A 24,318-nucleotide genomic window follows, 5' to 3' on the forward strand; every position below is an offset into this window, starting at 1 on the left:
GAAAGCCTGCGGGCAAGAACGACCGATACAAACGGCGCCCCTGTGGCGCCGTTTCTGCTTGATCCGCCGGAGCTGTTGCGACGGCACCGAATTCTCGACAGCGGGTCGCTTGGCATCAGGGGCGGTCGCCAACCTATGGGGGAACTTTCGCGGCACTTCTGCGTTCAAGCTGCACTACTGCATAATTCCTTAAATCGGAATCGATTTAAGGATAAAATTATGCAGCAGTTTCAAAGTGCTACAGTGTCCTTAGCGCGTCATATTTGACGCGCGGCGCTGTATCGAGCCGGAGGAGCCCGAAATGCCCGATCGTGAACCAACAGTTATCAAAACAGGCGGCGGAAATACCGGATGGGTCGTGGCGATCATTCTGGCGCTTATCGTCATCGGCGCGCTCCTCCTGTTTACCGGCGTTATCGACGTCGGAGGCGGCGGTAGCGGAACGGATGTCAATGTGAACGTCCCGGCCGTCGAAACTCCTTCGACGGAGAAGCCTGCGACCGAGACACCTGCAACCGGCACACCTGCAACTGGCACGCCTGATACGGGCACGCCGGCAACGGGCGCGACACCCCAGCAATAAGGAAGTCTGCGCCTCGCAGTTTGAGACGGCGCCCTGCGGCGCCGTCGATCCAAGCCAAAGGCTGGCCGTTCGGGCGTTTAAAGACGCGCCAGGCGCTCGGTCAAAAGGTCGAAGAAGCCCTGATCGTCGATCTCGCGCATGACCTTGGCATTGTGCTTGCGGCTGGTCACCTGCCACCAGTCGACCACGGTCATACCAACCGTCAGTTCCGATTTCGTCTCGATTTCGACATTGCAGTCGCGCCCCTTGAAAAGGTCCGGACGCAGGAGGTAGGCGATTACCGTCGGGTCGTGCAGCGGGCCGCCATCGGAACCGTATTTCTCGACGTCGAAACGCTCGAAGAATTCCAGCATTTCAGCCATGGCGATAGCGGCCGGCGAGCCGATCGCCTTGATCTTGTCGACGCGGGCCTTGTAGGTCAGCACCCGGTGGGTGACGTCCAGCGGCATCATGACGATCGGGATGCCCGACTTGAAGACGATCTCGGCGGCATCCGGATCGACGTAAATATTGAATTCGGCGGCGGGCGTAATGTTGCCACCCTCGAAGAAGCCGCCGCCCATCATGACCAGTTCGCGCACATGCGGCGCGATTTCGGGCGCCTTGTTCAGCGCCATGGCGATGTTGGTGAGTGCTCCCAAGGTGCAGAGCGTGACCGTGCCGGGTTCTTCGGCCAGCAGGGTCTCGATGATGAAATCGACGGCGTGCTGCGGCTGCAGCGGCATGGTGGGCTCATCGACCACGGGTCCGTCCAGGCCGGTCTTGCCATGCACATGTTCGGCGGTCACGAGCTGGCGGACAAGCGGCCTGTCGGCGCCGGCGAACACCTTCACGTCGCGACGGCCGCAGAGTTCGCAGATAACCCGGACGTTGCGCGAGGTAAGTGCAACGGGAACATTGCCTGCGACCGCCGTGATGCCGAGCACTTCGAGTTCATCCGGGCTGCCGAGCGCCAGCATGATCGCAGCAGCATCGTCCTGCCCCGGATCGGTATCGATAATGATCTTTCTCGGCATGCGGGTCTCCTTCGCAAATCAGCGAGCGGACTATGATTTGCCTCCCAGCCCGGCGCAAGCGCCTTGCGCTCGCTACGCACAGCTACCATATTGGGGGCAGCGGATGCCGCCTCGCGGGTCCGCAAAACGGTCGCTTGAGAGCCAAGGACTACTGTATGAGCCGGATGACCCCTTTTACGAGCCCGCTTCTGCTCGGTTTCGATGCCATGGAAAAGACCCTTGAGCGGATTGCCAAGGGCAATGATGGCTACCCTCCCTATAATATCGAGCGCATCCGCAGGGACGAATCGTCCGGCGAGCAGGAGCGCCTGCGTATCACGCTGGCCGTCGCCGGGTTTTCCGAAGACGATCTCGACGTGACAACCGAGGAAAGCCAGCTGATCATCCGTGGCCGCCAGACCGAAACGGGCGAACGCGACTATCTGCACCGCGGCATTGCGGCGCGGCAGTTCCAGCGGATGTTCGTGCTTGCAGAGGGCATGCAGGTTTCCAAGGCAGAGTTGCGCAACGGTTTGCTGTCCGTCGATCTCATCCGGCCGGAACCTGTCCGCATGGTAAAGAAAATTAATATTTTAGTCCCAGAGTAGGATAACCGGCATGCTTTGCCGGCCGCACAAAGGCACCCGGCAACCCAAGACAGCCGAGAAACTTCGTGCAGAAAATCAATGAGTTGCGGCTCCCGCATGGCCTTTCAGGGCAGAAGGCGCCGCAAAGCCACGGAGTACGACTCATGGGATTGAAACACGTCAGCACAGCCCTGTCGAAAAACGACCTGGCGCATCTCGGCGCCGGCGAGGTCGGCTATATCCGCAAGATGCGCTCGGAGGAAGTGTCGCGCGTCTTCCCGGAAGCCCCCGACATGGATCCGGGCCTAGACCTGTGGGCGCTGTTCGGCGCCGATGGCACGCCGATCCTCCTGACCGACAATCGATCCAGCACCTTCTTCAAGGCCGCAGAAGACGATCTGAAGACGGTCAGCCTTCACTAAAACGCACGCGTTTTGGCTTCTTGTTTCTGCATGCCGCTATTCCAAGATCGCAGCACACGTCTGGGCGACATGCACCAAGCTGCCGGCATTTTCCGGCTCAGACCCGCCGGAACGTCAGATAGGCGGACTTGCGCCCTTCCCGACGCGCCTTGGCCTCGTAGCGCGTGCTCGGCCAGCCGGGATAGGGTGTCAGCCAGTCGGCAGCATTCTCCGCCGTCCAGGCGAACGCCGCGTGATCGCGGCAATGCAACAGCGTCCAGTTGACATAGGTGTCAATATCCGAGGCGAAGCAGAACACGCCGCCAGGTTTCAGCACGCGGGCAAACCGACCGAGATTAACCTTTGAAACGAAACGGCGCTTCCAGTGCTTCCGCTTCGGCCAGGGGTCCGGATAGAGCAGATCGATGTGGTCGATCGAAGCCTCCGGCAGCCAGTCGAGCACCTGCGTGGCGTCGTCGTCGTGAAGCCGGATATTCTCCGCGCCGCGCTCCTCGATATGGCCGACCAGCTTCGCCATGGAATTGACGAAAGGCTCGACGCCGATGAAGCCGGTGGACGGGCTTTCGACGGCCCTATGGATCAGATGCTCGCCGCCGCCGAAACCGATCTCCAGCCTGACCTCGCCGACGGGATGTCTGAACAGCGATTTGATATCCGGCGGCGCCGGCGCCGACAGATCCAGCCGCAGGAGCGGCAGCACCGTTTCGAGATGGGTTGTCTGCAGCGCGCGCAAGGGTTTGCCCTTGCGGCGTCCGAAGAAGGCTTCGGTCGAGCGGCTGCGGTGCTGTTCGGTCATGCGCGCGGTCTTTCACCTATAGAAAAGCGGGCGTCTCCCCGAAGGAAACACCCGCTCTTTACTGTCTTCTGCAGTGACCCGTCCAGAGGCGGATCAGGCAGCCTTCAAAGTGTCCTCTTTCAAGGCGTCCCTGAGCGGCTTCACCAGATCGAGCTTCTCCCAGGAGAAGGAACCGTCGCGGCCTGCCTTGCGGCCGAAATGGCCGTAGGCCGAGGTCTTGGCGTAGATCGGCTTGTTGAGGTCGAGGTGGCGGCGGATGCCGGAGGGCGACAGATCCATCGTCTTGCGGATCGCCTGTTCGACCTGGTCCTCGGTCACCTTGCCGGTGCCGTGCAGATCGACATAGATCGACAGCGGCTGGGCAACGCCGATCGCGTAGGAAATCTGGATCGTGCAGCGGTCGGACAGGCCGGCGGCAACGACGTTCTTTGCCAGATAGCGGGCGGCGTAGGCAGCCGAACGATCGACCTTCGTCGTGTCCTTGCCGGAGAACGCGCCACCGCCATGCGGCGCGGCACCGCCGTAGGTGTCAACGATGATCTTGCGGCCAGTCAGGCCCGCATCGCCATCAGGGCCGCCGATGACGAATTTGCCGGTCGGGTTGATGTACCAGTTGCAATCGTCGGCGATCTCGATGTCGTGCAGCGCCTCGCGGATGTAGGGCTCCACGACGGCGCGAACCTTGGCCGAGTCCCAGCTGCCGTCGAGATGCTGCGTCGACAGCACGATGGAGGTCACCGCTTGCGGCTTGCCGTTGACATAGCGGACCGTTACCTGGCTCTTGGCGTCGGGGCCAAGCTTGCCGGCATCGCCCTGCCCTGCCTTGCGGGCGGTTGCGAGCAGGGCCAGGATGCGGTGTGAATAATAGATCGGCGCAGGCATAAGGTCGGCGGTTTCGCGGCAAGCATAGCCGAACATGATGCCCTGGTCGCCGGCACCTTCGTCGCCCTGCTTGTCGGCAGCGTTATCAACACCTTGGGCGATGTCGGCCGACTGCGGATGCAGCAGCACATCGATCTTTGCGGTCTTCCAGTGGAAGCCGGCCTGTTCATAGCCGATTTCACGGATCGCCTTGCGGGCGGCAGCCTTGAATTTCGCGGGATTGATCAGCGGATGGCCCGCCGCGTCCTTTACGATATTTCCGTCTTTGTCTTTCTTCAACAGGGTATCAGGCACGCGGACCTCGCCGGCAATCACGACGCGGTTGGTGGTTGCCAGCGTTTCGCAGGCAATGCGGACTCCCCAAGGGTCAACGCCCGTCTTGGCGGCTTCACGATATACAAGATCGACAATTTCATCCGAGATCCGGTCACAGACCTTGTCGGGATGGCCTTCTGCCACGGATTCACTCGTAAACAGGTAGTTTGCGCGCATGCGGGAAGTCCCCTCAAAGAAAAAACGGCTACGAACGTATTAGTGATAATGCCATCAAAAAACAAGGACACAAGGACATAAATATATCTTTATATGTGGTGGACGGGAACGTTTTCCTCTTTTTAGGGTTTTGACGAGGCTTATCATGGGAGATGGCGACCGCCCCATCGGCGCCCTGCATCAGGCACAAAAAAAGCGGCACTATCCGGCCGCTTTTTTTAGTTCCGCCTCGCGGCAGCGTTATTCGGCTTCCGCTTCTGCCGCCAGGGCCTTGACCAGGTCCACCAGCTTGCGACGCACCTTGGGATCGCCGATCTTGACGAAGGCGCGGTTGAGTTGAAGCCCTTCCGAGGACGACAGGAAATCGACCACGTAGTTCGAGCTGGAGGCTTCGGCCATGCCTGACGGACCGGAAGACCCCGAGTCACCCGGTGCATCTTCGAAGAAGAAGGATACCGGAACATTCAGAATGCTCGAAATGTTCTGAAGACGGCTCGCGCCGACCCGGTTGGTTCCTTTTTCATACTTCTGGATCTGCTGGAAGGTGATCCCGAGGCTCTCACCGAGCTTTTCCTGGCTCATGCCCAGCATGGTGCGGCGAAGCCGAATCCGGCTACCGACATGAATGTCGATCGGGTTCGGCTTCTTCTTGTTCTCTATCATAACGGTTTCCTAATAAGCGAGTTTCAGTTGCCCCATAACCTGGCCACTTACAGAGAGCTGACTACACACGTTACGTTGTGATGCCGGGCGGAAACCCTCTGAACATAGGTAAGGATCATTGGTAGAAGCCACTATGCAATTTTAGGGGTTTTTGGTCAATTCTCCCGGAAAATAAAACTAACGCGGGAAATAATCGCGAGAGCGAAGAGTAGGCATGCGAGTAGCACTCCATTTCTCCCTTGTTCCAGGGGGCTCATTGGTGGAGCGGCCTTTCCCGGCAAGATTGTGTCCACAAATCCTCGGCTGCCGAACGGAAAACCGGTGAGGATTTCGCCGCGCGCATTGACGATTGCCGATACGCCGGTATTGGCATCGCGGACCATCGGCAGGCCCGTCTCGACGCTGCGCAACTGCGCCTGTTGGAAATGCTGGTAGGGGCCAGGCGTATTGCCGAACCAGGCATCATTGGTGATATTGAGCAATGCACTTGCGGTAAGCGCATCATTGCCGATTTCCCGCGGGAAGATCGCCTCATAGCAAATCAGCGGGTAGAGCGTCTTGCCGCCGGGCAAAGTCAGGAGCGCGCGTGTCGCCGCAGACGAGAAACCACCGGGCATGGTGGCTGCGATCGCATTCAAACCCGCGGACATCAATAGGCTTTCGAGCGGCAGGTACTCTCCGAAGGGCACAAGGTGCATCTTGTCGGAAGCGCCGACGATCTGGCCGCGATCATCGATCACATAGATCGAATTATAATAGCGCGGCGGCTGGCCGGTTCCTGCATCCTCAGCCCGGACCACGCCGGCGATGAGGATCTGGCCCTCCTGCAGGACATCGGAAATCCGCATGAGCACATCCGGATTTTCGGTCAGGATGAACGGCACCGCAGTTTCCGGCCAGACGACGACATCGGGGCGCCTGCCGCCGGCTTCGGCTGGCGCCGCGGTCAGCTTGAGATGCTCTTCGAAGATCGATAGCCGCTCGGCGTCATCGAACTTCTGTGACTGGTCGATCAGCGGCTGCACGAGGCGGATGGTGACGGCCGGGTCTGCCGGAGGCGGCAGTGGCTGATTCAAACGGTAAACGCCGTAGCCGAAATGGGCCGCCACCAGAAGCGCCGCGATGCCCAAGCCGGTCCGCAGTCCCTTGCGGGTACCGATCAATGCTGGAGATGCAAAGACAAAGACGGCCAGCATGTTCATGCCGGCAAGACCGATCACCGCTGCCGACTGCATCATCAGCGGCACAGGCATGGCTGCATAGCCGATCGCGTTCCAAGGAAAGCCCGTGAGGATAAAGCTGCGCAGCCATTCGAACAGCCCGAAGGCGAAGGCAAGCGCGGCGATACGCCCCATGCCATCCGACCAGAGAAGGCGGGCAAGCGCCGCCGAGAAGGCATAGAAGAAGGCAAGAAAGGCAGGCAGGCCGACAACCGCTAGCGGCACGGCCCAGGCGAATTCGTCGGCCTCGACGAGCAGCGCGTTGCCCAACCACCATAGGCCGCCGAGGAAATAGCCGAAGCCGAAACACCAGCCGACGAAGAAAGCGGGAAAACTGCGCCTCAGCACTCCATGGTCAGGATTGCCCGATGCGCCGTCAATCAGCCAGACGAGAACAGGGAAAGACAGAAACGGCGCGGCGAAGATGCCAAAGGGCGGCAGGGCAAAGACGGCAACCAGTCCGGCGCTAAAGGCGACAAGCGCCCGGCGCGCGCCCGATAACAGCATGATCTTGCCCGCAAGCCACTCCATTCATTCCCCCAAACCGGCGTGAACCGCACATTGCCATGCGAGGCGTGCGGTGGGCGCAAGCCGCCCATTCGAATCAACGCGCCCGCAGTTTTCCAAAAAAGTAGCTGCTTGTCGTGCCTCGAGACGGCGCGCGGTTACGGAAAACGAAGCTTTTATCCGGTTTCGCGCAGGGATTTTTCGTCACCGGCGAACGATGTTGCCTCGGGGGACGTATCCTCGTCGCCCTTGAGCGGGCGGCGCCGGGCCGGAGGACGCTTGCGGACGATCCGCACACGCTTCACCCGGCGGGGGTCGGCATCGAGAACCTGGAATTCGAAACCCGGGATCGCCTGGACGACCTCACCGCGGGCCGGTATGCGGCCGAGCGAGGCAAAGACCAGGCCTCCCAGCGTATCGACGTCCTCAAGCTGCTCGCGCACGTCAAAATCCGCACCGATCGCCGCGGCAATCTCCTCCAATTCCACGCGGGCGTCGGCAACGAACACGTCGTCGGAGGTCTTGGCGAACATGACTTCTTCATCGTCATGCTCATCCTCGATATCGCCGACGACCATTTCAACGATATCCTCGAGCGAGGCGAGACCATCGGTGCCGCCATATTCGTCGATGACCAGCGCCATCTGGATGCGGGCTGCCTGCATGCGCTGCATCAGGTCGGATGCATGCATCGACGGCGGCACGAACAGCACCTGGCGGATGATGCCGGCCTCTTCGACCGTCTTCGACAGATCGATGCGCCCCAGATCGAAGCCCGGCTTCGGCTGGCGCGCCGGCTTTTCTGTTTTTTCAGCCATGTTCGCAGCAGCGCTCGGACGGCTGCCGCTACGGCGCTTGTTGCGCGCCTGCTTGGTGACATAGGAAAGCAGATCGCGGATGTGCACCATGCCGCGCGGATCATCGAGGCTTTCGCTATAGACCGGCATGCGCGAGCGGCCGGATTCGTCGAAGATGACCATCAGTTCGCCGATGGTGATCGAGAGATCGACAGCTTCGATATCGGCGCGCGGAACCATCACGTCCTCGACACGCACTTCACGGAAGCGAAGGATGTTGTTGAGCATGGCCCGTTCGGCCGGCGAAAAGGCCGCGTCGCCTTCGGCACCGCCGGTCATCAGCGCATCGGCAAGATCTTCACGAATACTGGAGCTGCTGCCGGCACGCCAAATTCGGGCTGCGCGGCTCCAGAAGGAGGAGCCGGATTTGCCGCTCTCAGGTTTTTGAGCGGCGCTACTACTGCCCGCTTCGTCCTGACTGGAGGCTTCCGCCTCATCTCTTACAGCCGCGGCCGGCTGTGTTCTAAAATCGCTCATCGTTCCAAACTATCATACGGGATCACTGTCCCCATAGGGATCAGATAGCCCAAGACCGGCCAAAATGCGAGTCTCAAGACCCTCCATTCTTTCAGCATCGTTCTCTTCCATGTGATCATAACCGAAAAGATGCAGAAATCCATGCACCAGGAGATGGCTCAGATGCTCGTCGAAAGGCTTGCCGAGCGCCTGTGCCTCACGCACCAACGTTTCCTGGGCGACGACGATATCGCCGAGCATCGGCCCCGGCATCTTGCCGGGCGTCAGCGGAAACGCCGGGAATGAAAGCACATTGGTCGGCTTGTCCTGGCTGCGCCATTCCGCATTGATCTCGCGGATGGAGGCGTCGTCCGTGAACACCAGCGAGACTTCCGACGGCATCTGCGGAAACGGCTGCGTTTCCTCGTGACGAAGGAAATTGGCAGCCGCACCGAGAACGCGCTCGCTCAGAGATTGGAGTTCGGCCTCGGAGGGCCAGGGGCCTTCCTCGACGCTGATCTGGATATCAAGGGTGGTCATGATTGGCTGCGGCCACCTTTAGCGGTCGCTCTGCTCGCTTTCGTCATGCACGGCGGTCGATGCCTCGTAGGCGCGGACAATGCGGGCGACCATCGGATGGCGCACGACATCGGCATCCTTGAAGCGGACCACGGACACGCCTTCGACGCCGCGCAGAATCTGCAGCGCCTCGACGAGGCCGGACTTGACGCCGCGCGGCAGGTCGACCTGGCTCGGGTCACCGGTGACGATCATGCGGCCGTTTTCACCGAGACGCGTCAGGAACATCTTCATCTGCATTGCCGTGGTGTTCTGCGCTTCGTCGAGGATGACGGCGGCATTGGCGAGCGTTCGGCCGCGCATGAAGGCGAGCGGAGCGATTTCGATGACGCCCGCTGTGATCGCACGTTCGACCTTGTCGCCCGGCATCATGTCGTAAAGCGCGTCGTAGAGCGGCCGCAAATACGGATCGACCTTGTCCTTCATGTCGCCCGGCAGGAAGCCGAGCCGTTCGCCCGCCTCCACTGCGGGACGCGACAGGACGATGCGATCGACAGCGCCGCGCTCCAGGAGCTGGGCCGCATGAGCCACCGCAAGATAAGTCTTGCCGGTGCCGGCCGGACCGACGCCGAAGACCAGCTCGGAGCGTTCCAGCGCGCGGATATAGGCATCCTGCATGGGCGTGCGGGCGGCAATGGTCTTCTTGCGGGTGGAAATCTGGGCGAGGTTCAGCTTGGCTTTCTTTTCCAGCGTCGGAAGCTGCAGCTGATCATCCGCAGCAACGGCCATGCGGATGGCGCCTTCGACATCGGAGACTTCGACGGTGCTACCGTTTTGCAGGCGGCCATAGAGATAGTCGAGCGCCCGGCGCGCCTGATTGGTGGCGACCATGTCACCCGAGATCGCAACCGAATTGCCGCGCGGGCGCGCATCGATCCGCAGGCGCTGCTCGATCAGCTTCAGATTTTGGTCGAATTGGCCGAAAAGCTCACTGGCAAAACGGTTATTCTCGAATGTGAGCACGAAGTGATTGACGTCTGTCGCGGATGTTTTCGACTGGCGCGGCGATGATGAGACCAATTCGTGTCCGTTCAAGCGGTCAGGCTCCTTCAGTTGGCGATCCCTCAGCTTACCACCTCGGCAAACAGACTGTTAGGGCCCGCACCAGTGATTCGTACAGTGATAATGTCACCGATTTGCGATGACTTTGCATCAACATTCACCGACTGCAGCCAGGGCGAGCGGCCGATCAACTGGCCAGGCATGCGCCCCGGCTTCTCCAGAAGCAGGTCGATGGTCTTTCCGATGCACTGCTCGGCAAAGGAATGCTGCTGCTTCAGCAGCAAAGCCTGCAATCTTTCCAATCGCTTGGCTTTGACATCTTCCGGCACCTGATCTTCCAGGTCGGCGCCCGGCGTGCCCGGACGGGTCGAATACTTGAAAGAAAATGCCTGTGCATAACCGACAGTCTCGACAAGCCGCAGCGTATCCTCGAAATCCTCGTCGGTCTCGCCCGGAAAGCCGACAATGAAATCGCCGGACAGCGCGAGATCGGGCCGCGCCGCCTTGATGCGGGCAATCAGCGCAATGTATTCGGCGGTCGTATGCCGCCGGTTCATCGCTTTCAGGATACGGTTGGAGCCGGACTGGATCGGCAGGTGCAGATAGGGCATCAGCTGCGGCAGGTCGCGATGCGCGGCAATCAGGCTGTCGTCCATGTCACGCGGGTGGCTGGTCGTGTAGCGCAGGCGGGTAAGGCCATCGATTTTGCTCAGGCGATAGAGAAGCTCGCCGAGACCCCATTTTTCGCCGTTCGGGCCAGTGCCATGCCAGGCGTTGACGTTCTGGCCGAGCAGCGTAATTTCGCGCACGCCGCCATCGACCAGTTTCTGCGCTTCGGCAACGATCTGGGGGACCGGGCGGGAGACCTCCGAGCCGCGCGTATAGGGCACGACACAGAAGGTGCAGAACTTATCGCAGCCCTCCTGGACGGTGAGGAAGGCGGTGACGCCCCTTGCTTTCGTCTTTGCCTTGTCGGGCGCCGGCAGGTGCTCGAACTTGTCCTCGATCGCGTAGTCGGTGTCGAGTACACGCTCGCCGCGCTTGACGCGTTTCAGGGCTTCCGGAAGCCGGTGATAGGTCTGCGGGCCGATGACGAGATCGACGGCAGGCGCACGGCGCAGGATTTCGTCGCCCTCGGCCTGGGCGACACAGCCGGCGACGCCGATCATCATTTCGCGGCCTTCGCCGGCCTTTTTCTTCTTCAGCTCGCGCAGGCGGCCAAGCGCCGAATAGACCTTTTCGGCCGCCTTCTCGCGGATGTGACAGGTATTGAGCAGCACCAGATCGGCATCTTCCATGACGTCGGTCGAGACATAGCCGTCCTTGGCCAGCGCGTCGGTCATCCGGTCGGAATCATAGACGTTCATCTGGCAGCCGTAGGTCTTCACAAAAACCTTGCGGACTGCTGAGCTTTCGAGCCCCGTTTCGGGCTTTGTCGACAAAACTGCTGTTTCCTGTGTCATGGGCGGTTCCATAGAGCAAAGAGGTGCAAAATTGAAGCCCTTTCGGCGCTCAGCGGCCGCGCAGCTTGAGCGCCAGCATGGAACGGATGCTCTTTTCGACCTGCCGGCTGACAGCCTTGCGGTTGCTCTCCGGCGTATAGGTGATCTGTTCGCCATAGATGACATCCACATCGACCGCACCCTCATAGAGGATGCCGAGCAGATGCGGTGCCAGCGCGATATCGCCGGGCCAGGCAGCGATCGGCCGATGGTAGCGCCCCATCGGCATGCCGTGAATACCGGTATAGGCGATGGCGACCGGCTGGACATGCACGACACCCGTCGGCGACAGCGGCACGGCGGACGCAGCGGCACCGAACAGCGCTGTCTTGATTTCGAGCAGCCGGTTGCCGTCCGAAGTCGTGCCTTCGGGAAAGAGAACGACGATCTCGCCATTGGCCAGCCGCTTGCCGATCTCGTTGACCTGATTGCCGGTGGTGCGCTTCTGGTCGCGCTCGATGAAGATCGTCTTCTGCAGCCGGGCAAGGATGCCGAAGACCGGCCAGGCCTTCACGTCGGACTTGGCAACGAAGACCACATCGGCGATCGAGCCGAGTACGAGGATATCCTTCCAGCTCGCATGGTTTGACACCAGCATCAGCGGCCGCTGACGGTCCGGCATACCGTGAACGCGGACCCTTAGGCCGACCAGGCGGCAGGCCATACGGTGCCACAGACGCGGAAGCCGGCGCCGCTGCGGCGTATCCAGCCAAAGAAAGACCAGTTGCGTCGGGATGAGGACGAGCGTCGCGACAACCAACAGTGTCATGCAAAGCGTGACGCGCAGCCAATTAATCACGCGCGCAAACTCCGCGCCTGCAGCCGGAAAGCGGCGCGGCGGATATCTCGATCCCGGATCGTCTCGTCGGCGTGGCGGCGCAAGCGCGTCCCTCTTTCAAAGCGAGTACGGCTAGCCAAGATCGAGGCGCATGACAAGGGCTGCGGTTCTGGTCCCGCCAACACCTTGATAATAGGCCCGTCTTTCGCCGACATTGGCAAAACCGAGCTTGCGATAAAGGTCAATGGCAGCAACATTGGTTTCATCGACTTCGAGGAAGACTGTTTCAGCCGCCCGATCGCGCGCCTCGCGCAGCGCTGCCCGCATCAGCCGCCAGCCGAGGCCCAGCCGCGAAAAACGCGGATCGACGCCGATCGTCAGGATTTCCGCCTCGCCGGCGGCGACGCGCGACAGCACGAAGCCGCCGGTCAAAGGCCGCGCAGAGGCGTTGCTCTGGCGCGCGATAAATCCGAAGACAGTATCCTGAACCAAAAGGGAATGCAGTTCGCCATCGCTCCACGGGGATGTGAAGCGCAACTTGTGAACGGCAGCGGCCTGCGGCAGGTCGTCTGCTTCCAGCGGGACGATTTCAAATTCGGGCTTGCGGATAAAATAGTCGGTCAGCGACATTTTAAGCCCGCGCCACGGCAAAGCCGGCCTGCGGCCTCACGTCCGGCCCGCGCAAATAGAGCGGGCTCGGCTTGCCCAGCGACGGATCGGCAACCACGCCGAGCCGTGCCACGGTGCCGATATCGGCAACGTCGATCTGTGCCACGTCCGGCAAAGGAGCATCGGTAAGATGCCGGGTGGCGGAGCCGCAGATAACGCCGTCGAAACCCGCGAACAAACGCCGCGCATCGCCAAGCTCGACGATCTGCGCCTCGGTCCGAGGCGTGCCAGCCGCCTCGAATATCTGGCAATAGAGTTCGTCGCGTTTCGCATCCATTGCGGCTAGCACCGGCCGTCCCGGATATTTCTCAGCAGCGGATCTGGCGAGCGCTGCGAGGATGGAAACACCGACGGACGGCACGCCCAAGGCCAGAGCGAAACCACGCGCCGCGGCAACGCCGACCCGGATACCGGTGAAGGAGCCCGGACCGATGGTAACGGCAATGCGATCGATGTCGGATAGGGCCTTGCCGCTTTCGGCAAGCGCCTGGTCGATGAAAGCCAGCAGTTGCTCAGCATGGCCACGGCCGATATCGGCGCCTGCGGACGCCAGGACGTTATCGGTGGTGCTGTCAAAAACGGCGGCAAAACAACCCGTCCCAGCCGTATCGATGGCCAGGACGATCATGGGTTGCAGACTCCAATGCGTGGTAGCGACACTGTTGGAACGCTCGCTCAGACAGCTTCGACTGCCTGCACTTCGGGAATGAAATGGTGCAAAAGGTTCTGCACCCCATGCTTCAGCGTCGCCGTCGAGGACGGGCATCCGGAGCACGCACCCTTCATGTTGAGAAAGACGACCCCGTCGCGGAAACCCTTGAAGGTGATGTCGCCGCCATCCTGGGCAACGGCCGGGCGGACGCGGCTTTCCAGCAGCTCCTTGATCGTCGCGACGATCGTCTCGTCACCTTCGTCAAAGAACTCGCCGTCCAGGTCGCTCTCTTCAGCGCGAGTCTGGACCGCCATGACCGGCTGGCCGGACATGAAATGTTCCATGATCGAGCCTAGAATGGCCGGCTTCAGGTGCTGCCACTCCTGGTCTTCCTTGGTTACGGTGATGAAATCGTAGCCGAAATAGACGCCGGTGACGCCGGGAATCATAAACAGCCGGGAGGCAAGCGCCGAACCGGCTGCGGCTTCCTCCGCATCACGGAACTCCGCAGTGCCGTTTTCCATCACCACCTTGCCGGGCAGGAATTTCAACGTCGCGGGATTCGGTGTGGCTTCAGTCTGGATGAACATGTCTTTCTCCGCGTCGGCCGGGATGACGTTCAACCAGCCTGTTTAGAATTATTCAAAAGAATATAGGCCGTTTGAACAACCGCTTCAAGATGCACCGCGGACCGTTTCCGGCCGGCAAGGATGAAAACGGCTGATGCTGCCTTCAGCTCAGCGCGTCAATTTCCGCGTCCGTCAGGCTGTCCGGAATGACCGTGACCGGGATCGGAAATGCCGCCGTCTTGCCGGCGATCGAGGACACCAGCGGCCCAGGACCATCCTTGGCAGAACCGGCAGCAAGCACGAGGATCGCGATGTCCCGGTCCTCCTCGATCAGGCTGTAGATCTGTTCGGTTGCGCTGCCTTCGCGGATCACCATCTCCGGCTCGATGCCGATCGTCTCGCGCACCGTCTGGGCGATCTTGGCGAGTGTCGCCTCGGCCTCCTCGCGCGCCTCTGCCCGCATGATGCCTTCGACGCCAAGCCATTGCTGGAAGTCGCCATCGGCAATGACGTACAGAAGAACCATGCCGCCGTTGGAATTCTTGGCCCTCATGCCCGCATAGTGAACGGCCCGGCTGCATTCCGGCGTATCGTCGATCACCGCCATGAACTTGCGGCGGTGACCTTCCAGTCTTGAGAGTCGTGTTGAAACCATAGCGGGACTCTTACACCCGATATTTTTGGCTGCAAGGTTTCTTTTGCGGCGAATTATTGCAGGAAGCCGACGATTTCCCGGACCTGTTTCATCGTCACGTCCGCTCGCGCCCGAGCCCGCTCGCCGCCATCGCGCAGGATACCGTCGATGTGGGTCGTGTCGTCCATCAGGCGGCGCATCTCGCCCGAAATCGGTGCGAGAACGTCGACTGCCAGATCCACCAGTGCCGGCTTGAAGACGGAGAACTGCTGGCCGCCGAACTCCTCCAGAACCTGGCTCTTGGTCTTGTCGGCGAGGGCCGCATAGATGCCCACGAGGTTGTCCGCTTCCGCACGCCCCTTGAGGCCATCGACTTCGCCCGGCAAGGCATCCGGATCGGTCTTCGCCTTGCGGATCTTCTTGGAGATCGCATCGGCGTCGTCCATCAGATTGATGCGCGACAGATCGGATGCGTCCGACTTCGACATCTTCTTCGTGCCGTCGCGCAGGCTCATGACGCGCGGTGCCGGACCGCCGATCAACGGTTCAACCATCGGGAAATAGGCATGAACCGGCTCTTCGCCGACCTTGATGTCGATGCCGTAGCCGGTCTTGCGGATATGCTCCATGAAGTCGATGTTGAACTTCATCGCAATGTCGCGGGCAAGCTCCAGATGTTGCTTCTGGTCATCCCCGACCGGCACATGCGTGCCGCGGTAGACGAGGATGTCGGCGGCCATCAGGCTCGGATAGGCGAGCAGGCCAAGCGACATCTGCTCGGCGTTCTTGCCGCCGGACTTGTCCTTGAACTGCGTCATGCGTTCCATCCAGCCGATGCGGGCGACGCAATTGAAGACCCAGGCGAGCTCGGCATGCTGCGGCACCGCCGACTGGTTGAAGACGATGTGCTTCTTCGGGTCGATGCCGGAGGCGATGAAGGCGGCGGCGATCGAGCGAATTTGATTGGGCATGTCCTCGTGGACAAGTTGAGCGGTGATCGCATGCAGGTCGACGACGCAATAGATGCAGTCGTTGTTTTCCTGCAGCGCCACGAACTTGCGGATCGCGCCGAGATAATTGCCGAGATGGAGATTGCCCGTGGGCTGGACGCCGGAAAAAACGAGCGGCTTGAAGTCTGACATCGTGTCCTCATTCGGGCTTGTGGAGGGCCCGGCCTCTGTTGCTGTTGGCAGGCTTATGCACACAGGTGTGGTGGTGATCAAGAGGCGTCCACGCAGTTTGCCTATCTCGGCGCATGGGCGGGTCTGCGGTGCCGATCGCCATCATTAGCCGTTCAGGCTGGCGCGAAGGCGACCCCCAATGCCAAACTAGAATTTTTTTCTCTAATTTAAAATTGTCTTAAATACCGAATCTAACCTATCCATAGGCTCTAAATCTGATGTGCGACATTGCATTTCACAATTTTGCTTTATTTTGGATGAATTTACTGTTCTGTTCGTAAGCCCCGCCTTTTCAAGGGCCCTTTCCGACCGCCACGCCCCGAGATGCGTGGCGGGCCGTTGCCGTTTGCATGCCGCATCCGAAATCAACGTGCCGTGAGGCATTTGCCAAGGGAGATTGCTATGCGTAACGTTTTCTCGATTGCGCTTGCCTGCCTGCTCGTCCTGTCCTTCTTCACCAGCGGCGAAGCCAGAGATGGCAAGCGGCGCAAGGTCAAGCTTCCCGGCCACAGCATGACGGCAGCCTATGCCGTCCAGACCGCTTCCGTCATGACCAACTGCTTCTCGCCTAGACTGCGAAGCATATTGGCGCATATTGCAGCCAGCACCGGACGACGCCCGCTGGTGACGTCGGGTCACCGTCCACGCGCTCATCGTGTCGGCTCGCTGCACAGACTTTGTCAGGCGGCGGATATCCGCGTGCCTGGGGTGCCGGAAAGCAGGATACTCGCCGCGGCAAGGACGGCACCAGGCATCGGCGGCATCGGCCGCTACTGCAACGGTATTGTTCACGTCGATACCGGCCCCCGGCGCCAATGGGTCCATTGCGGAAGGAGGGGGAAAGGCGGCCTCCTGGCCCTCAAGCGTCGGTCGGCGCGTCGGGCTTGATTGCTGCTTTCCGCTTCAAGTTCCGCCGGATCATGCCGAGATCGGCACCGCCGATCAGGAAGGCGACGGCGAAATAGACAATCATCGAGATGGCGATCAGCAGGCTGAGCGTACCGATCTTCGTCAGGAGTGACGCGCCGGAGGCAAGCGATGCCTCGAAGGCGTTGCGGAGATAATGGAGCACGCCGCCCATGACAGCCGCAGAAACGATGAGAAGAGCTGTCCGGCGCATAAGCGCCCATTCCCAGACGAGGTGGCCACGGCGCAGCAGCGTCGTAAAGAGGAGAATGGTGCTGATCCACCCCGCCGTGGCTTCGGCAACCGCGATACCCGGCGCGCCGAGACGGGGAAACAACGTCAGCGCGAGGCCGCAGTTGACCGCAACGGCGACGGCCGAGAAGCGCATCGGCGTCTTCGTGTCCTCGCGGGCGTAAAAGCCAGGCTGCAGCGCCTTGATCAGGACGAAAGCGGGCAGGCCGATGCCGTAGACGGCGAGGATCGAGCCGACGATAACCGTATTCTGCTCATGGAACGCGCCGCGCTCGTAAAGCACGCGAATGATCTCGTCGGAGAGAATCCACAGTGCGAAGGCAGCCGGGATCGTCAGGAACAGCACGAATTCGATCGAGCGATTCTGCAGGTTTCCGGCTTCGGTGAGCTTACCGCCCTTCAGCGCGCGCGACAGTTCCGGCAGAAGCACCACGCCGACGGCAATGCCCACGACACCGAGCGGCAGCTGATAGATGCGATCGGCATATTGCAAGGCCGCGATGGCGCCGTCCTGGGCAGACGCGATCGCCTGGCCGACCAACTGGTTGATCTGGGTGATGCCGCCGGTGATCGCCGCAGGCACGGCAAGAATCAGCAGGCGCTTGACGTTGGGCGTGAAGCGGGGAAAGCGCAGGCCGATGCTCATGCCGGCCTGCAGGACGCCGAAATAGACGACGCCAAGCTGCAGGACGCCGGCCGCCAGCACGCCCCAGGACAGATACCAGGCGGTCGCCAACGGATCGGCGCCGGTATAGAGCGCATAGAACAGCGCACCGATCATCACGACATTGAGGAAGATCGGCGCAACGGCGGCGGCGAAGAAATGGTGCAGCGAATTCAGCATGCCGCTCATCATTGCGGTCAGCGACATGCACATCAGATAGGGGAACATCACCGCCGCCATGCTGATCGTGATGTCGAATTTCTCCGGATCGTCGGCAAAGCCCGGCGCGATGATGAAGCGCACCAGGAGCGGCATGGAAAGCTCCATCACGATGGTAAGGATGAGGAGCACCGAGAAGAGCACGCCGAAGACTTCTTCCGAAAAGCGTTTGGCGCCGTCCGTGCCGTTCGCCTCGATCTCCTTGGAAAACAGCGGCACGAAGGCGGCGTTGAAGGCACCCTCGGCAAAGAGGCGGCGAAAGAGGTTGGGGAAGCGGAAGGCGGCGTAGAAAACGTCGGCCATCGGGCCCGTGCCAAGGGCGGCCGCCATCAGTGTTTCGCGGGCGAAGCCGAAGATGCGGCTGCCGAGCGTGGCGCCACCCACTGTCATGAATTTCCGGACGAGGCTCATGAATCCGCCTTGGTTTTCTTAGGAGTTGCGGCCGGACGCTGACTGTTCTGCGGCGCAATCATGCCCGACGGCATGCGGTCGCGCATTTCGTCGGCTTCGTCCGACATGACGGCCTTCAGGCGCGCGACGATATTGCCGTGCCGGGCCTCATTGGTGATCTTCTGACCAACGAGGTCGGTCACGTAGAAGGTATCGATGACCTTCTCGCCGAAGGTGGTGATGTGCGCGGAGGCGATATCGAGCGAAAGGTCGGACAGCACGGCCGTGATCTCCGACAGGAGGCCGGTGCGGTCGAGGCATTCCACCTCAATGACGGTGAACTTGTTGGAGAGGCTGTTGCTGATGGTGACGGCCGGCGGCACGGTGAAGGCCTTGTTGCGCTTGCGGTGCTTGGTGCGGCTGGCGATCACCTCCGGCAGACGCCTCTTGCCCGACAGCACGTCCTCGATCATCTTGCCGATGCTGGCGGCACGGCGCGTCTCGTCGTCATCGACCGGGAACTCGCGGTTGACGAGGATGGTGTCGAGCGCCCGCCCGTCCGAGGTCGTGAAAATCTGCGCATCGACGATGTTGGCGCCGGCGGCCGCACAGGCGCCGGCGATGACGGCCAGCAGACGCGGATGGTCGGGCGAGAGCACGGTGATTTCGGTGATGGCGTGGAATTGGTGGGTCCTGACCATCGTCGCCAGCGCACGGCCTGCCTTGTCGGCCTCGCGGATGAAGCGGGCGTGGCGCAGCTGATCTTCCAGCGACACTGAGAGCAGGTAGGGCTGGTAATGCAGCTTGGTGTAGGTCTTGCGGTCCTTCTGGCTCCAGTCGGACAGCGCGTTGTAGAGCACATCGGCGGCGTGTGCTGCGCGCTCCTTGCGCGGCAGGTCGGAGAAGCCGCCGGATAGGAGCAATTCGGTTTCATAGTAGAGCGTGCGCAGAAGCTGGCCCTTCCAGCCGTTCCACACACCCGGACCAACGGCGCGGATATCGGCGATCGTCAGCACAAGCAGCATTTTCAGCCGGTCGAGCGACTGCACCCTTTCGCTGAAATCGATGATCGTCTTGCGGTCGTTGAGATCGCGCGTCTGCGCGACCATCGACATGGTCAGATGTTCCTCGATCAGCCAGGCGACGGTCTCGGTCTGCTTCGGCGTCAGGCCGAAGCGCGGACAGAGCTTGCGGGCAACCTTGGCACCCGCGACCGAATGATCTTCGGGACGACCCTTGGCGACGTCATGCAGGAGCACGGCGACGAACAGCGCGGTGCGGTCCTCGACGTTCGGCATCAGCTTGACGGCGAGCGGATGCAGTTCCTCGTCGCGGCCCTGGTCGATCCGGGACAACACGTGGACAGCGCGCAGCAGGTGTTCGTCCACCGTATAGTGGTGGTACATGTTGAACTGCATCAGCGAAACGATCTTGCCGAATTCCGGGATGAAGCGGCCGAGTACGCCGGCCTCGTTCATCCGCCGCAGGATAAGTTCTGGATCGCGGCGCGAGGTCAGCATCGAGATGAAGAGCCGGTTGGCCTCCTCATTGTCGCGCACGGCCTGGGTGATCAGGCCGAGCGACCGGGTCACCTGCTTCAAGGCGGCCGGATGGAACTCCAGGCCATTGATATCGGCGACATGGAAGATGCGGATCAGGTTGACCGGATCGCGCTTGAAGATATCGGGGCTCGCGAGCGCAATGCGCCCGCCGTCATCGACGAATTCCAGCGTGCCGGCGATCTTGCGGACACGGTGGGTGAAACGGCTGAGCGCCGCGGTGAAGCCCGGAAGCTGCTTGGCCTGCTGGTCTTCGAGCGCGGCACAGAAGATGCGGGTGAGATCGCCGACGTTTTTTGCCACGAGGAAATAATGCTTCATGAAGCGTTCGACCGCGGTCAGGCCGGGGTGATCATGATAGCCGAGGGCTTCCGCGATCTCGCGCTGGATATCGAAGGACAGTCGCTCCTCCGCCTTGCCGGTCAGGAAATGCATATGGCAGCGCACCGCCCAGAGGAAATCATCGGATTTCTGGAAAAGCTCGTATTCCTGGCGTGAGAGGACACCCAGCTTGATCAGGTCGGCCGAATCCTTGACCCTGTAGAAATACTTGGCGATCCAGAACAGCGTGTGGATGTCGCGCAGGCCACCCTTGCCTTCCTTGACGTTCGGCTCGACCAGGTAGCGCGTATCGCCGGCCTTGCGGTGGCGCTCGTCGCGCTCGGCGAGCTTGGCGGCGATGAAGTCGGGACCGGTGTTCTTGACGATTTCGCTGTCGAAACGGGTCTCCAGCTCGTCCGCCAGCTCGCGCGAGCCGCAGATGTAGCGCGATTCGAGGATTGCGGTGCGGATTGTCATGTCGCCGCGCGCCAGCCGGATGCATTCGTCGATGGTGCGCGTGGCGTGGCCGACCTTGAAGCCGAGATCCCACAGGATATAGAGCATGAACTCGATCGCCGGCTCGGCCCAGACGGCCTTCTTTACCGGCAGCAGGAAGAGAAGATCGATGTCCGAGCCCGGCGCCAGCGTACCGCGGCCGTAGCCGCCGACGGCAGTAACGGCGATGCGGGCCAAGGGCTGCGCATTGGCCGCGTCGAAGACCTCGTTCAGGACGAAATCATGCAGGACAGTGATCAACTGGTCCTGCAGCCAGGAAATCCGCTCGGCGCATTTCAGACCGCTGCCGTCCTGCTTGAGCAGTTCATGGGCGTTTTGGCGACCGTCGAGATTGGCCTGCTTGAAGGCGGCGAGCAACGCCCGGCGCATCAGGTCGCGCTGCTCCGCATGCGCTGAAGCGATGAAACTGCACTTGGCCCTCAGCGCTGCGACATTCAGGATATCGGGAAATGAAGTGTCATGTATGGTCATCAAATGCCGACCGCGTTCCTGTCCGGCGGGCTCAATGAGCCGCTGCTAGAGCGTGATGTCGAAAAGTATAAGCGGTTTTCGGACAACATCATGCTCTACTTTTTTGTTTCTAGAGCGGATTCAGATTTTAGGTCGATTCGACCATAAATCACCGGCTCTAACGCATGCGCTATAGACCTTTTGTCCGAGAATGGACAGGACTGTAGCTTTCAAGAATTGCCAAGTTGTTTCTTCAGCGCATAAAGCGCATCCATCGCTTCGCGCGGCGTCATATCATCCGGATTGAGGTTTTTCAAAGCCTCTTCGACCTTGGATGGACCGGCCTTGGCGTGCTCCTCGCGACGGATGGCGACCTGGAAGAGAGGCAGGTCGTCGATCAGCTGGCTTGCCGGGTTCTTGCGGTCGGCATCCTCGAGCTTTGCCAGCACGTCCTTGGCGCGCGCGACGACAGACGCCGGCAGGCCCGCAAGCCGGGCAACCTGGATACCGTAGGAGCGGTCGGCGGCACCCGGGCCGACTTCATGCAGGAAAATCACGTCGCCGTGCCATTCCTTGACCCGCATGGTGGCGTTGGACAGCCGCGCCAGCTTCTCCGAAAGCACCGTCAGCTCATGGAAATGGGTGGCGAACAGGCCGCGGCAGCGGTTGGCCTCGTGCAGATGCTCGACGGCGGCCCAGGCGATCGACAGGCCGTCGAAGGTGGCGGTGCCACGGCCGATCTCGTCGAGGATGACCAGCGAACGATCGGTCGCCTGGTTGAGGATTGCCGCCGTCTCGACCATCTCCACCATGAAAGTGGAGCGGCCGCGGGCCAAATCGTCGGACGCGCCGACACGGGAAAACAACCGGTCGACAACGCCGATATGGGCGGAGGCGGCCGGCACGAAACTGCCCATCTGCGCCATGATGGCGATCAGCGCGTTCTGGCGCAGGAAGGTCGATTTACCGCCCATGTTGGGACCGGTGAGCAACCAGATAGCCCCATCGCCTTCGCCGTCATGCGGTGACAGATCGCAGGCATTGGCGACGAAAGCTGTTCCCGCCTGACGACGCAACGCCTGCTCGACGACTGGGTGGCGGCCGCCGTCGATGGCAAACATTCTCGACTGGTCGACGTGCGGACGGCAATAGGCCTGCTCCTCGGCGAGCGTCGCCAGACCGGCCGACACGTCCACCACTGCCAGCGCCAGCGCCGCTGCCTTGATCGCCTCCGCCTCGGTGACCACCGCCGTGGTCATCCTGTCGAAGGCTTCGAGCTCGATCGACAGCGCCCGGTCGGCGGCATTGGCGATTTTCGTTTCGAGATCGGACAGTTCCGTCGTGGTGAAGCGCATGGCATTGGCCATGGTCTGGCGGTGGATGAAGCGCGCCCTGGCTTCGAGACCATCGGTCATCGGCCCGGCATTGCCCTGCGTCACCTCGATGAAATAGCCGAGCACATTGTTGTACTTGATCTTCAGCGACTTGATGCCGGTTTCCTCGGCATAGTTCAGCTGCAGACCGGCGATGACCCGGCGGGACTGATCGCGCAGCGCCCGCATCTCGTCAAGTTCGGGGCTCGCGCCATTGCGCAGGAAGCCGCCGTCGCGCTTCAACAGCGGAAGCTCGTCGCCGAGAAGCGTTGCAAGTTTCCGCACAAGCTCGCCCGGCAGTGCTTTCAGCGCCTGAAGCGAGGCGGTCAGTTCCTCGGAAAGATTTCCGCTGCCAAGCAGACCCGCGATTTCAACTGCCGCATGGCAGCCCGCCAGGATCGCACCGAGATCGCGCGGACCGCCGCGGCCGAGCGAGAGGCGCGACAGCGCGCGCGGCATGTCCGGCACGTGTTTCAGCGCGGAACGCAGGTCGCCGCAGAAGGCGGGCTGATCGGAGAGAGCGGTGATCGAATCGAGCCGGGCGTTGATGCGTTCCGGGTCGGTCAGCGGCGACATCAGCCGCTCGGCAAGCAGACGGGCACCGCCGCCGGTCACCGTCCGGTCGAGCGCTTTCAGAAGCGTGCCGTTGCGATCGCCGGACTGTGTCTTGACGAGTTCGAGATTGGCGCGGGTGGCCGGATCGATGAAGAGGGTCGAGGCGGCGCTTTCCCGCTCCGGCGTGCCGAGCGGCGGGCGCTCGGCGAACTGGGTCTTCTCCACGTAGGAAATCGCGGCCGAGGCGGCGGCGAGTTCGGCGCGGGAAAAACTGCCGAAGCCATCGAGCGTCTTCACGCCATAATAGCGGGTGACACGGCTTTCCGCCGTCGCGCTGTCGAACAGGACGCCGGGCTGCGGAACGGCGACGCGGCCGAGAATGTCGATGACCGGGCGCATCTCCGGATCATGGAACACGGTATCGGCGAGGATGAGTTCACGCGGCTCAATGCGCAGGATATCGGCGAGCAACCGGGTCTCGGTCGTTTCGGCGAGCCGGAAAACGCCTGTGGAAATATCGATCCAGGCGAGCGCGATTGCCGGCTCCGAACTGCCGCGAATGCGGGCGAGCGCCATCAGGTAGTTGGATTCTGAGGGCGAGAGCAGCTTGTCCTCGGTGATGGTGCCGGGCGTCACAAGCCGGACGACATCGCGCTTGACGACCGACTTGGAGCCGCGCTTCCTGGCTTCCGCCGGGTCTTCGACCTGTTCGCAGACGGCGACGCGGAAACCGAGCCCGATCAGCTTCTGCAGGTAGTCGTCCGCCGCATGCACCGGCACCCCGCACATCGGGATTTCCTGGCCGAGATGCTGGCCGCGCTTGGTAAGCGTGATGCCGAGCGAGCGCGAGGCTTCGACGGCGTCCTGGAAGAACAACTCGTAGAAATCGCCCATGCGATAGAACAGGAGCGAATCGGGATTGTTCGCCTTGATCTCGATATACTGTTCCATCATCGGCGTGGCCGTGGCGCGGCTTTCCTCCGTCGCCAGTTGAACGGCGGTGAGAACCTCGGCGTTGCGGGTGATTGGCTCGGCTATAAAAGTCATGCTTGTCCCAAAAAAGTGGTGCCACACTATCCATGCGCGT

The 24,318-nt window shown here is 61.4% G+C and carries 22 protein-coding genes; 4 read left to right on the plus strand and 18 right to left on the minus strand.

What is annotated here, in order from left to right:
- Window positions 1–301: 301 nt before the first annotated feature.
- Window positions 302–583 carry a hypothetical protein gene (locus ACSQ2W_RS05600; protein WP_436085372.1) on the plus strand — a complete coding sequence of 94 codons (282 nt, stop codon included), beginning with the start codon at window positions 302–304 and terminating at the stop codon, window positions 581–583.
- A 77-nt stretch (window positions 584–660) separates the two neighbouring features.
- Here the strand turns inward: ACSQ2W_RS05600 and ACSQ2W_RS05605 are convergent, their stop codons facing one another.
- Window positions 661–1,599, minus strand: coding sequence for a nucleoside hydrolase (locus tag ACSQ2W_RS05605; RefSeq protein WP_436085373.1), 939 nt, complete (start codon window positions 1,597–1,599; stop codon window positions 661–663).
- 155 nt (window positions 1,600–1,754) lie between these two features.
- Between ACSQ2W_RS05605 and ACSQ2W_RS05610 the strand changes: the two genes are divergently transcribed.
- Together ACSQ2W_RS05610 and ACSQ2W_RS05615 are read left to right on the plus strand one after the other, a co-directional pair.
- The gene (locus ACSQ2W_RS05610) at window positions 1,755–2,186 is read left to right on the plus strand and encodes an Hsp20 family protein (RefSeq protein WP_436085374.1); all 432 of its coding nucleotides are present in this window, start codon (window positions 1,755–1,757) and stop codon (window positions 2,184–2,186) included.
- A gap of 143 nt (window positions 2,187–2,329) precedes the next feature.
- On the plus strand, window positions 2,330–2,587 hold the full coding sequence (locus ACSQ2W_RS05615) for a DUF1150 family protein (protein WP_037125415.1): 258 nt from the start codon (window positions 2,330–2,332) through the stop codon (window positions 2,585–2,587).
- A gap of 97 nt (window positions 2,588–2,684) precedes the next feature.
- Here the strand turns inward: ACSQ2W_RS05615 and trmB are convergent, their stop codons facing one another.
- The 14 genes from trmB to trpS all read right to left on the minus strand — a co-directional run bounded on the left by trmB (window position 2,685) and on the right by trpS (window position 15,987).
- The gene (trmB, locus tag ACSQ2W_RS05620) at window positions 2,685–3,383 is read right to left on the minus strand and encodes a tRNA (guanine(46)-N(7))-methyltransferase TrmB (protein ID WP_436085375.1); all 699 of its coding nucleotides are present in this window, start codon (window positions 3,381–3,383) and stop codon (window positions 2,685–2,687) included.
- Between the two features lie 93 nt (window positions 3,384–3,476).
- A complete protein-coding gene (gene metK, locus ACSQ2W_RS05625) occupies window positions 3,477–4,757 on the minus strand; it encodes a methionine adenosyltransferase (RefSeq protein WP_436085376.1) in 1,281 nt (426 codons plus the stop codon).
- A 240-nt stretch (window positions 4,758–4,997) separates the two neighbouring features.
- Window positions 4,998–5,420, minus strand: a complete 423-nt coding sequence (locus ACSQ2W_RS05630; RefSeq protein WP_436085377.1) for a helix-turn-helix domain-containing protein — start codon at window positions 5,418–5,420, stop codon at window positions 4,998–5,000.
- A gap of 155 nt (window positions 5,421–5,575) precedes the next feature.
- The gene (lnt, locus tag ACSQ2W_RS05635) at window positions 5,576–7,171 is read right to left on the minus strand and encodes an apolipoprotein N-acyltransferase (RefSeq protein ID WP_436085378.1); all 1,596 of its coding nucleotides are present in this window, start codon (window positions 7,169–7,171) and stop codon (window positions 5,576–5,578) included.
- Window positions 7,172–7,323: 152 nt separating this feature from the next.
- Complete coding sequence (locus tag ACSQ2W_RS05640) at window positions 7,324–8,481, minus strand: hemolysin family protein (protein WP_436085379.1); 1,158 nt, start codon at window positions 8,479–8,481, stop codon at window positions 7,324–7,326.
- A 12-nt stretch (window positions 8,482–8,493) separates the two neighbouring features.
- On the minus strand, window positions 8,494–9,000 hold the full coding sequence (gene ybeY / locus ACSQ2W_RS05645; protein ID WP_436085380.1) for an rRNA maturation RNase YbeY: 507 nt from the start codon (window positions 8,998–9,000) through the stop codon (window positions 8,494–8,496).
- Window positions 9,001–9,018: 18 nt separating this feature from the next.
- Entirely contained in the window at window positions 9,019–10,074 is a 1,056-nt protein-coding gene (locus tag ACSQ2W_RS05650) for a PhoH family protein (RefSeq protein WP_436085381.1), read from the minus strand.
- Window positions 10,075–10,103: 29 nt separating this feature from the next.
- On the minus strand, window positions 10,104–11,504 hold the full coding sequence (gene miaB, locus ACSQ2W_RS05655; protein WP_436085382.1) for a tRNA (N6-isopentenyl adenosine(37)-C2)-methylthiotransferase MiaB: 1,401 nt from the start codon (window positions 11,502–11,504) through the stop codon (window positions 10,104–10,106).
- A gap of 49 nt (window positions 11,505–11,553) precedes the next feature.
- Window positions 11,554–12,342: a lysophospholipid acyltransferase family protein gene (locus ACSQ2W_RS05660; RefSeq protein WP_436085383.1), complete on the minus strand. Its 789-nt coding sequence runs from the start codon at window positions 12,340–12,342 to the stop codon at window positions 11,554–11,556.
- A 111-nt stretch (window positions 12,343–12,453) separates the two neighbouring features.
- Window positions 12,454–12,951 carry a GNAT family N-acetyltransferase gene (locus tag ACSQ2W_RS05665; protein WP_436085384.1) on the minus strand — a complete coding sequence of 166 codons (498 nt, stop codon included), beginning with the start codon at window positions 12,949–12,951 and terminating at the stop codon, window positions 12,454–12,456.
- A gap of 1 nt (window position 12,952) precedes the next feature.
- The gene (gene tsaB, locus ACSQ2W_RS05670) at window positions 12,953–13,618 is read right to left on the minus strand and encodes a tRNA (adenosine(37)-N6)-threonylcarbamoyltransferase complex dimerization subunit type 1 TsaB (RefSeq protein WP_436085385.1); all 666 of its coding nucleotides are present in this window, start codon (window positions 13,616–13,618) and stop codon (window positions 12,953–12,955) included.
- 47 nt (window positions 13,619–13,665) lie between these two features.
- Window positions 13,666–14,232 (minus strand): NifU family protein, encoded by a 567-nt coding sequence (locus ACSQ2W_RS05675; protein WP_018323915.1) that lies wholly within the window; start codon window positions 14,230–14,232, stop codon window positions 13,666–13,668.
- Window positions 14,233–14,374: 142 nt separating this feature from the next.
- Complete coding sequence (locus tag ACSQ2W_RS05680; RefSeq protein ID WP_037125440.1) at window positions 14,375–14,866, minus strand: universal stress protein; 492 nt, start codon at window positions 14,864–14,866, stop codon at window positions 14,375–14,377.
- Between the two features lie 53 nt (window positions 14,867–14,919).
- A complete protein-coding gene (trpS, locus tag ACSQ2W_RS05685) occupies window positions 14,920–15,987 on the minus strand; it encodes a tryptophan--tRNA ligase (RefSeq protein WP_436085386.1) in 1,068 nt (355 codons plus the stop codon).
- Window positions 15,988–16,428: 441 nt separating this feature from the next.
- Between trpS and ACSQ2W_RS05690 the strand changes: the two genes are divergently transcribed.
- On the plus strand, window positions 16,429–16,914 hold the full coding sequence (locus ACSQ2W_RS05690; RefSeq protein WP_436085387.1) for a YcbK family protein: 486 nt from the start codon (window positions 16,429–16,431) through the stop codon (window positions 16,912–16,914).
- Here ACSQ2W_RS05690 and murJ read toward each other — a convergent pair.
- The 3 genes from murJ to mutS form a co-directional block, all read right to left on the minus strand.
- Window positions 16,886–18,478 carry a murein biosynthesis integral membrane protein MurJ gene (murJ, locus tag ACSQ2W_RS05695; RefSeq protein ID WP_436085388.1) on the minus strand — a complete coding sequence of 531 codons (1,593 nt, stop codon included), beginning with the start codon at window positions 18,476–18,478 and terminating at the stop codon, window positions 16,886–16,888. The two genes, ACSQ2W_RS05690 and murJ, sit on opposite strands and share 29 nt — an antisense overlap.
- A complete protein-coding gene (locus ACSQ2W_RS05700; protein ID WP_436085389.1) occupies window positions 18,475–21,324 on the minus strand; it encodes a [protein-PII] uridylyltransferase in 2,850 nt (949 codons plus the stop codon). Before ACSQ2W_RS05700 ends, murJ begins: the two co-directional genes overlap by 4 nt.
- Window positions 21,325–21,533: 209 nt before the next feature.
- On the minus strand, window positions 21,534–24,278 hold the full coding sequence (gene mutS / locus ACSQ2W_RS05705) for a DNA mismatch repair protein MutS (RefSeq protein WP_436085390.1): 2,745 nt from the start codon (window positions 24,276–24,278) through the stop codon (window positions 21,534–21,536).
- Window positions 24,279–24,318 lie beyond the last annotated feature (40 nt).

Source organism: Pararhizobium sp. LjRoot255 (genome assembly GCF_964252905.1).
Taxonomy (GTDB): Bacteria; Pseudomonadota; Alphaproteobacteria; order Rhizobiales; family Rhizobiaceae; genus Pararhizobium.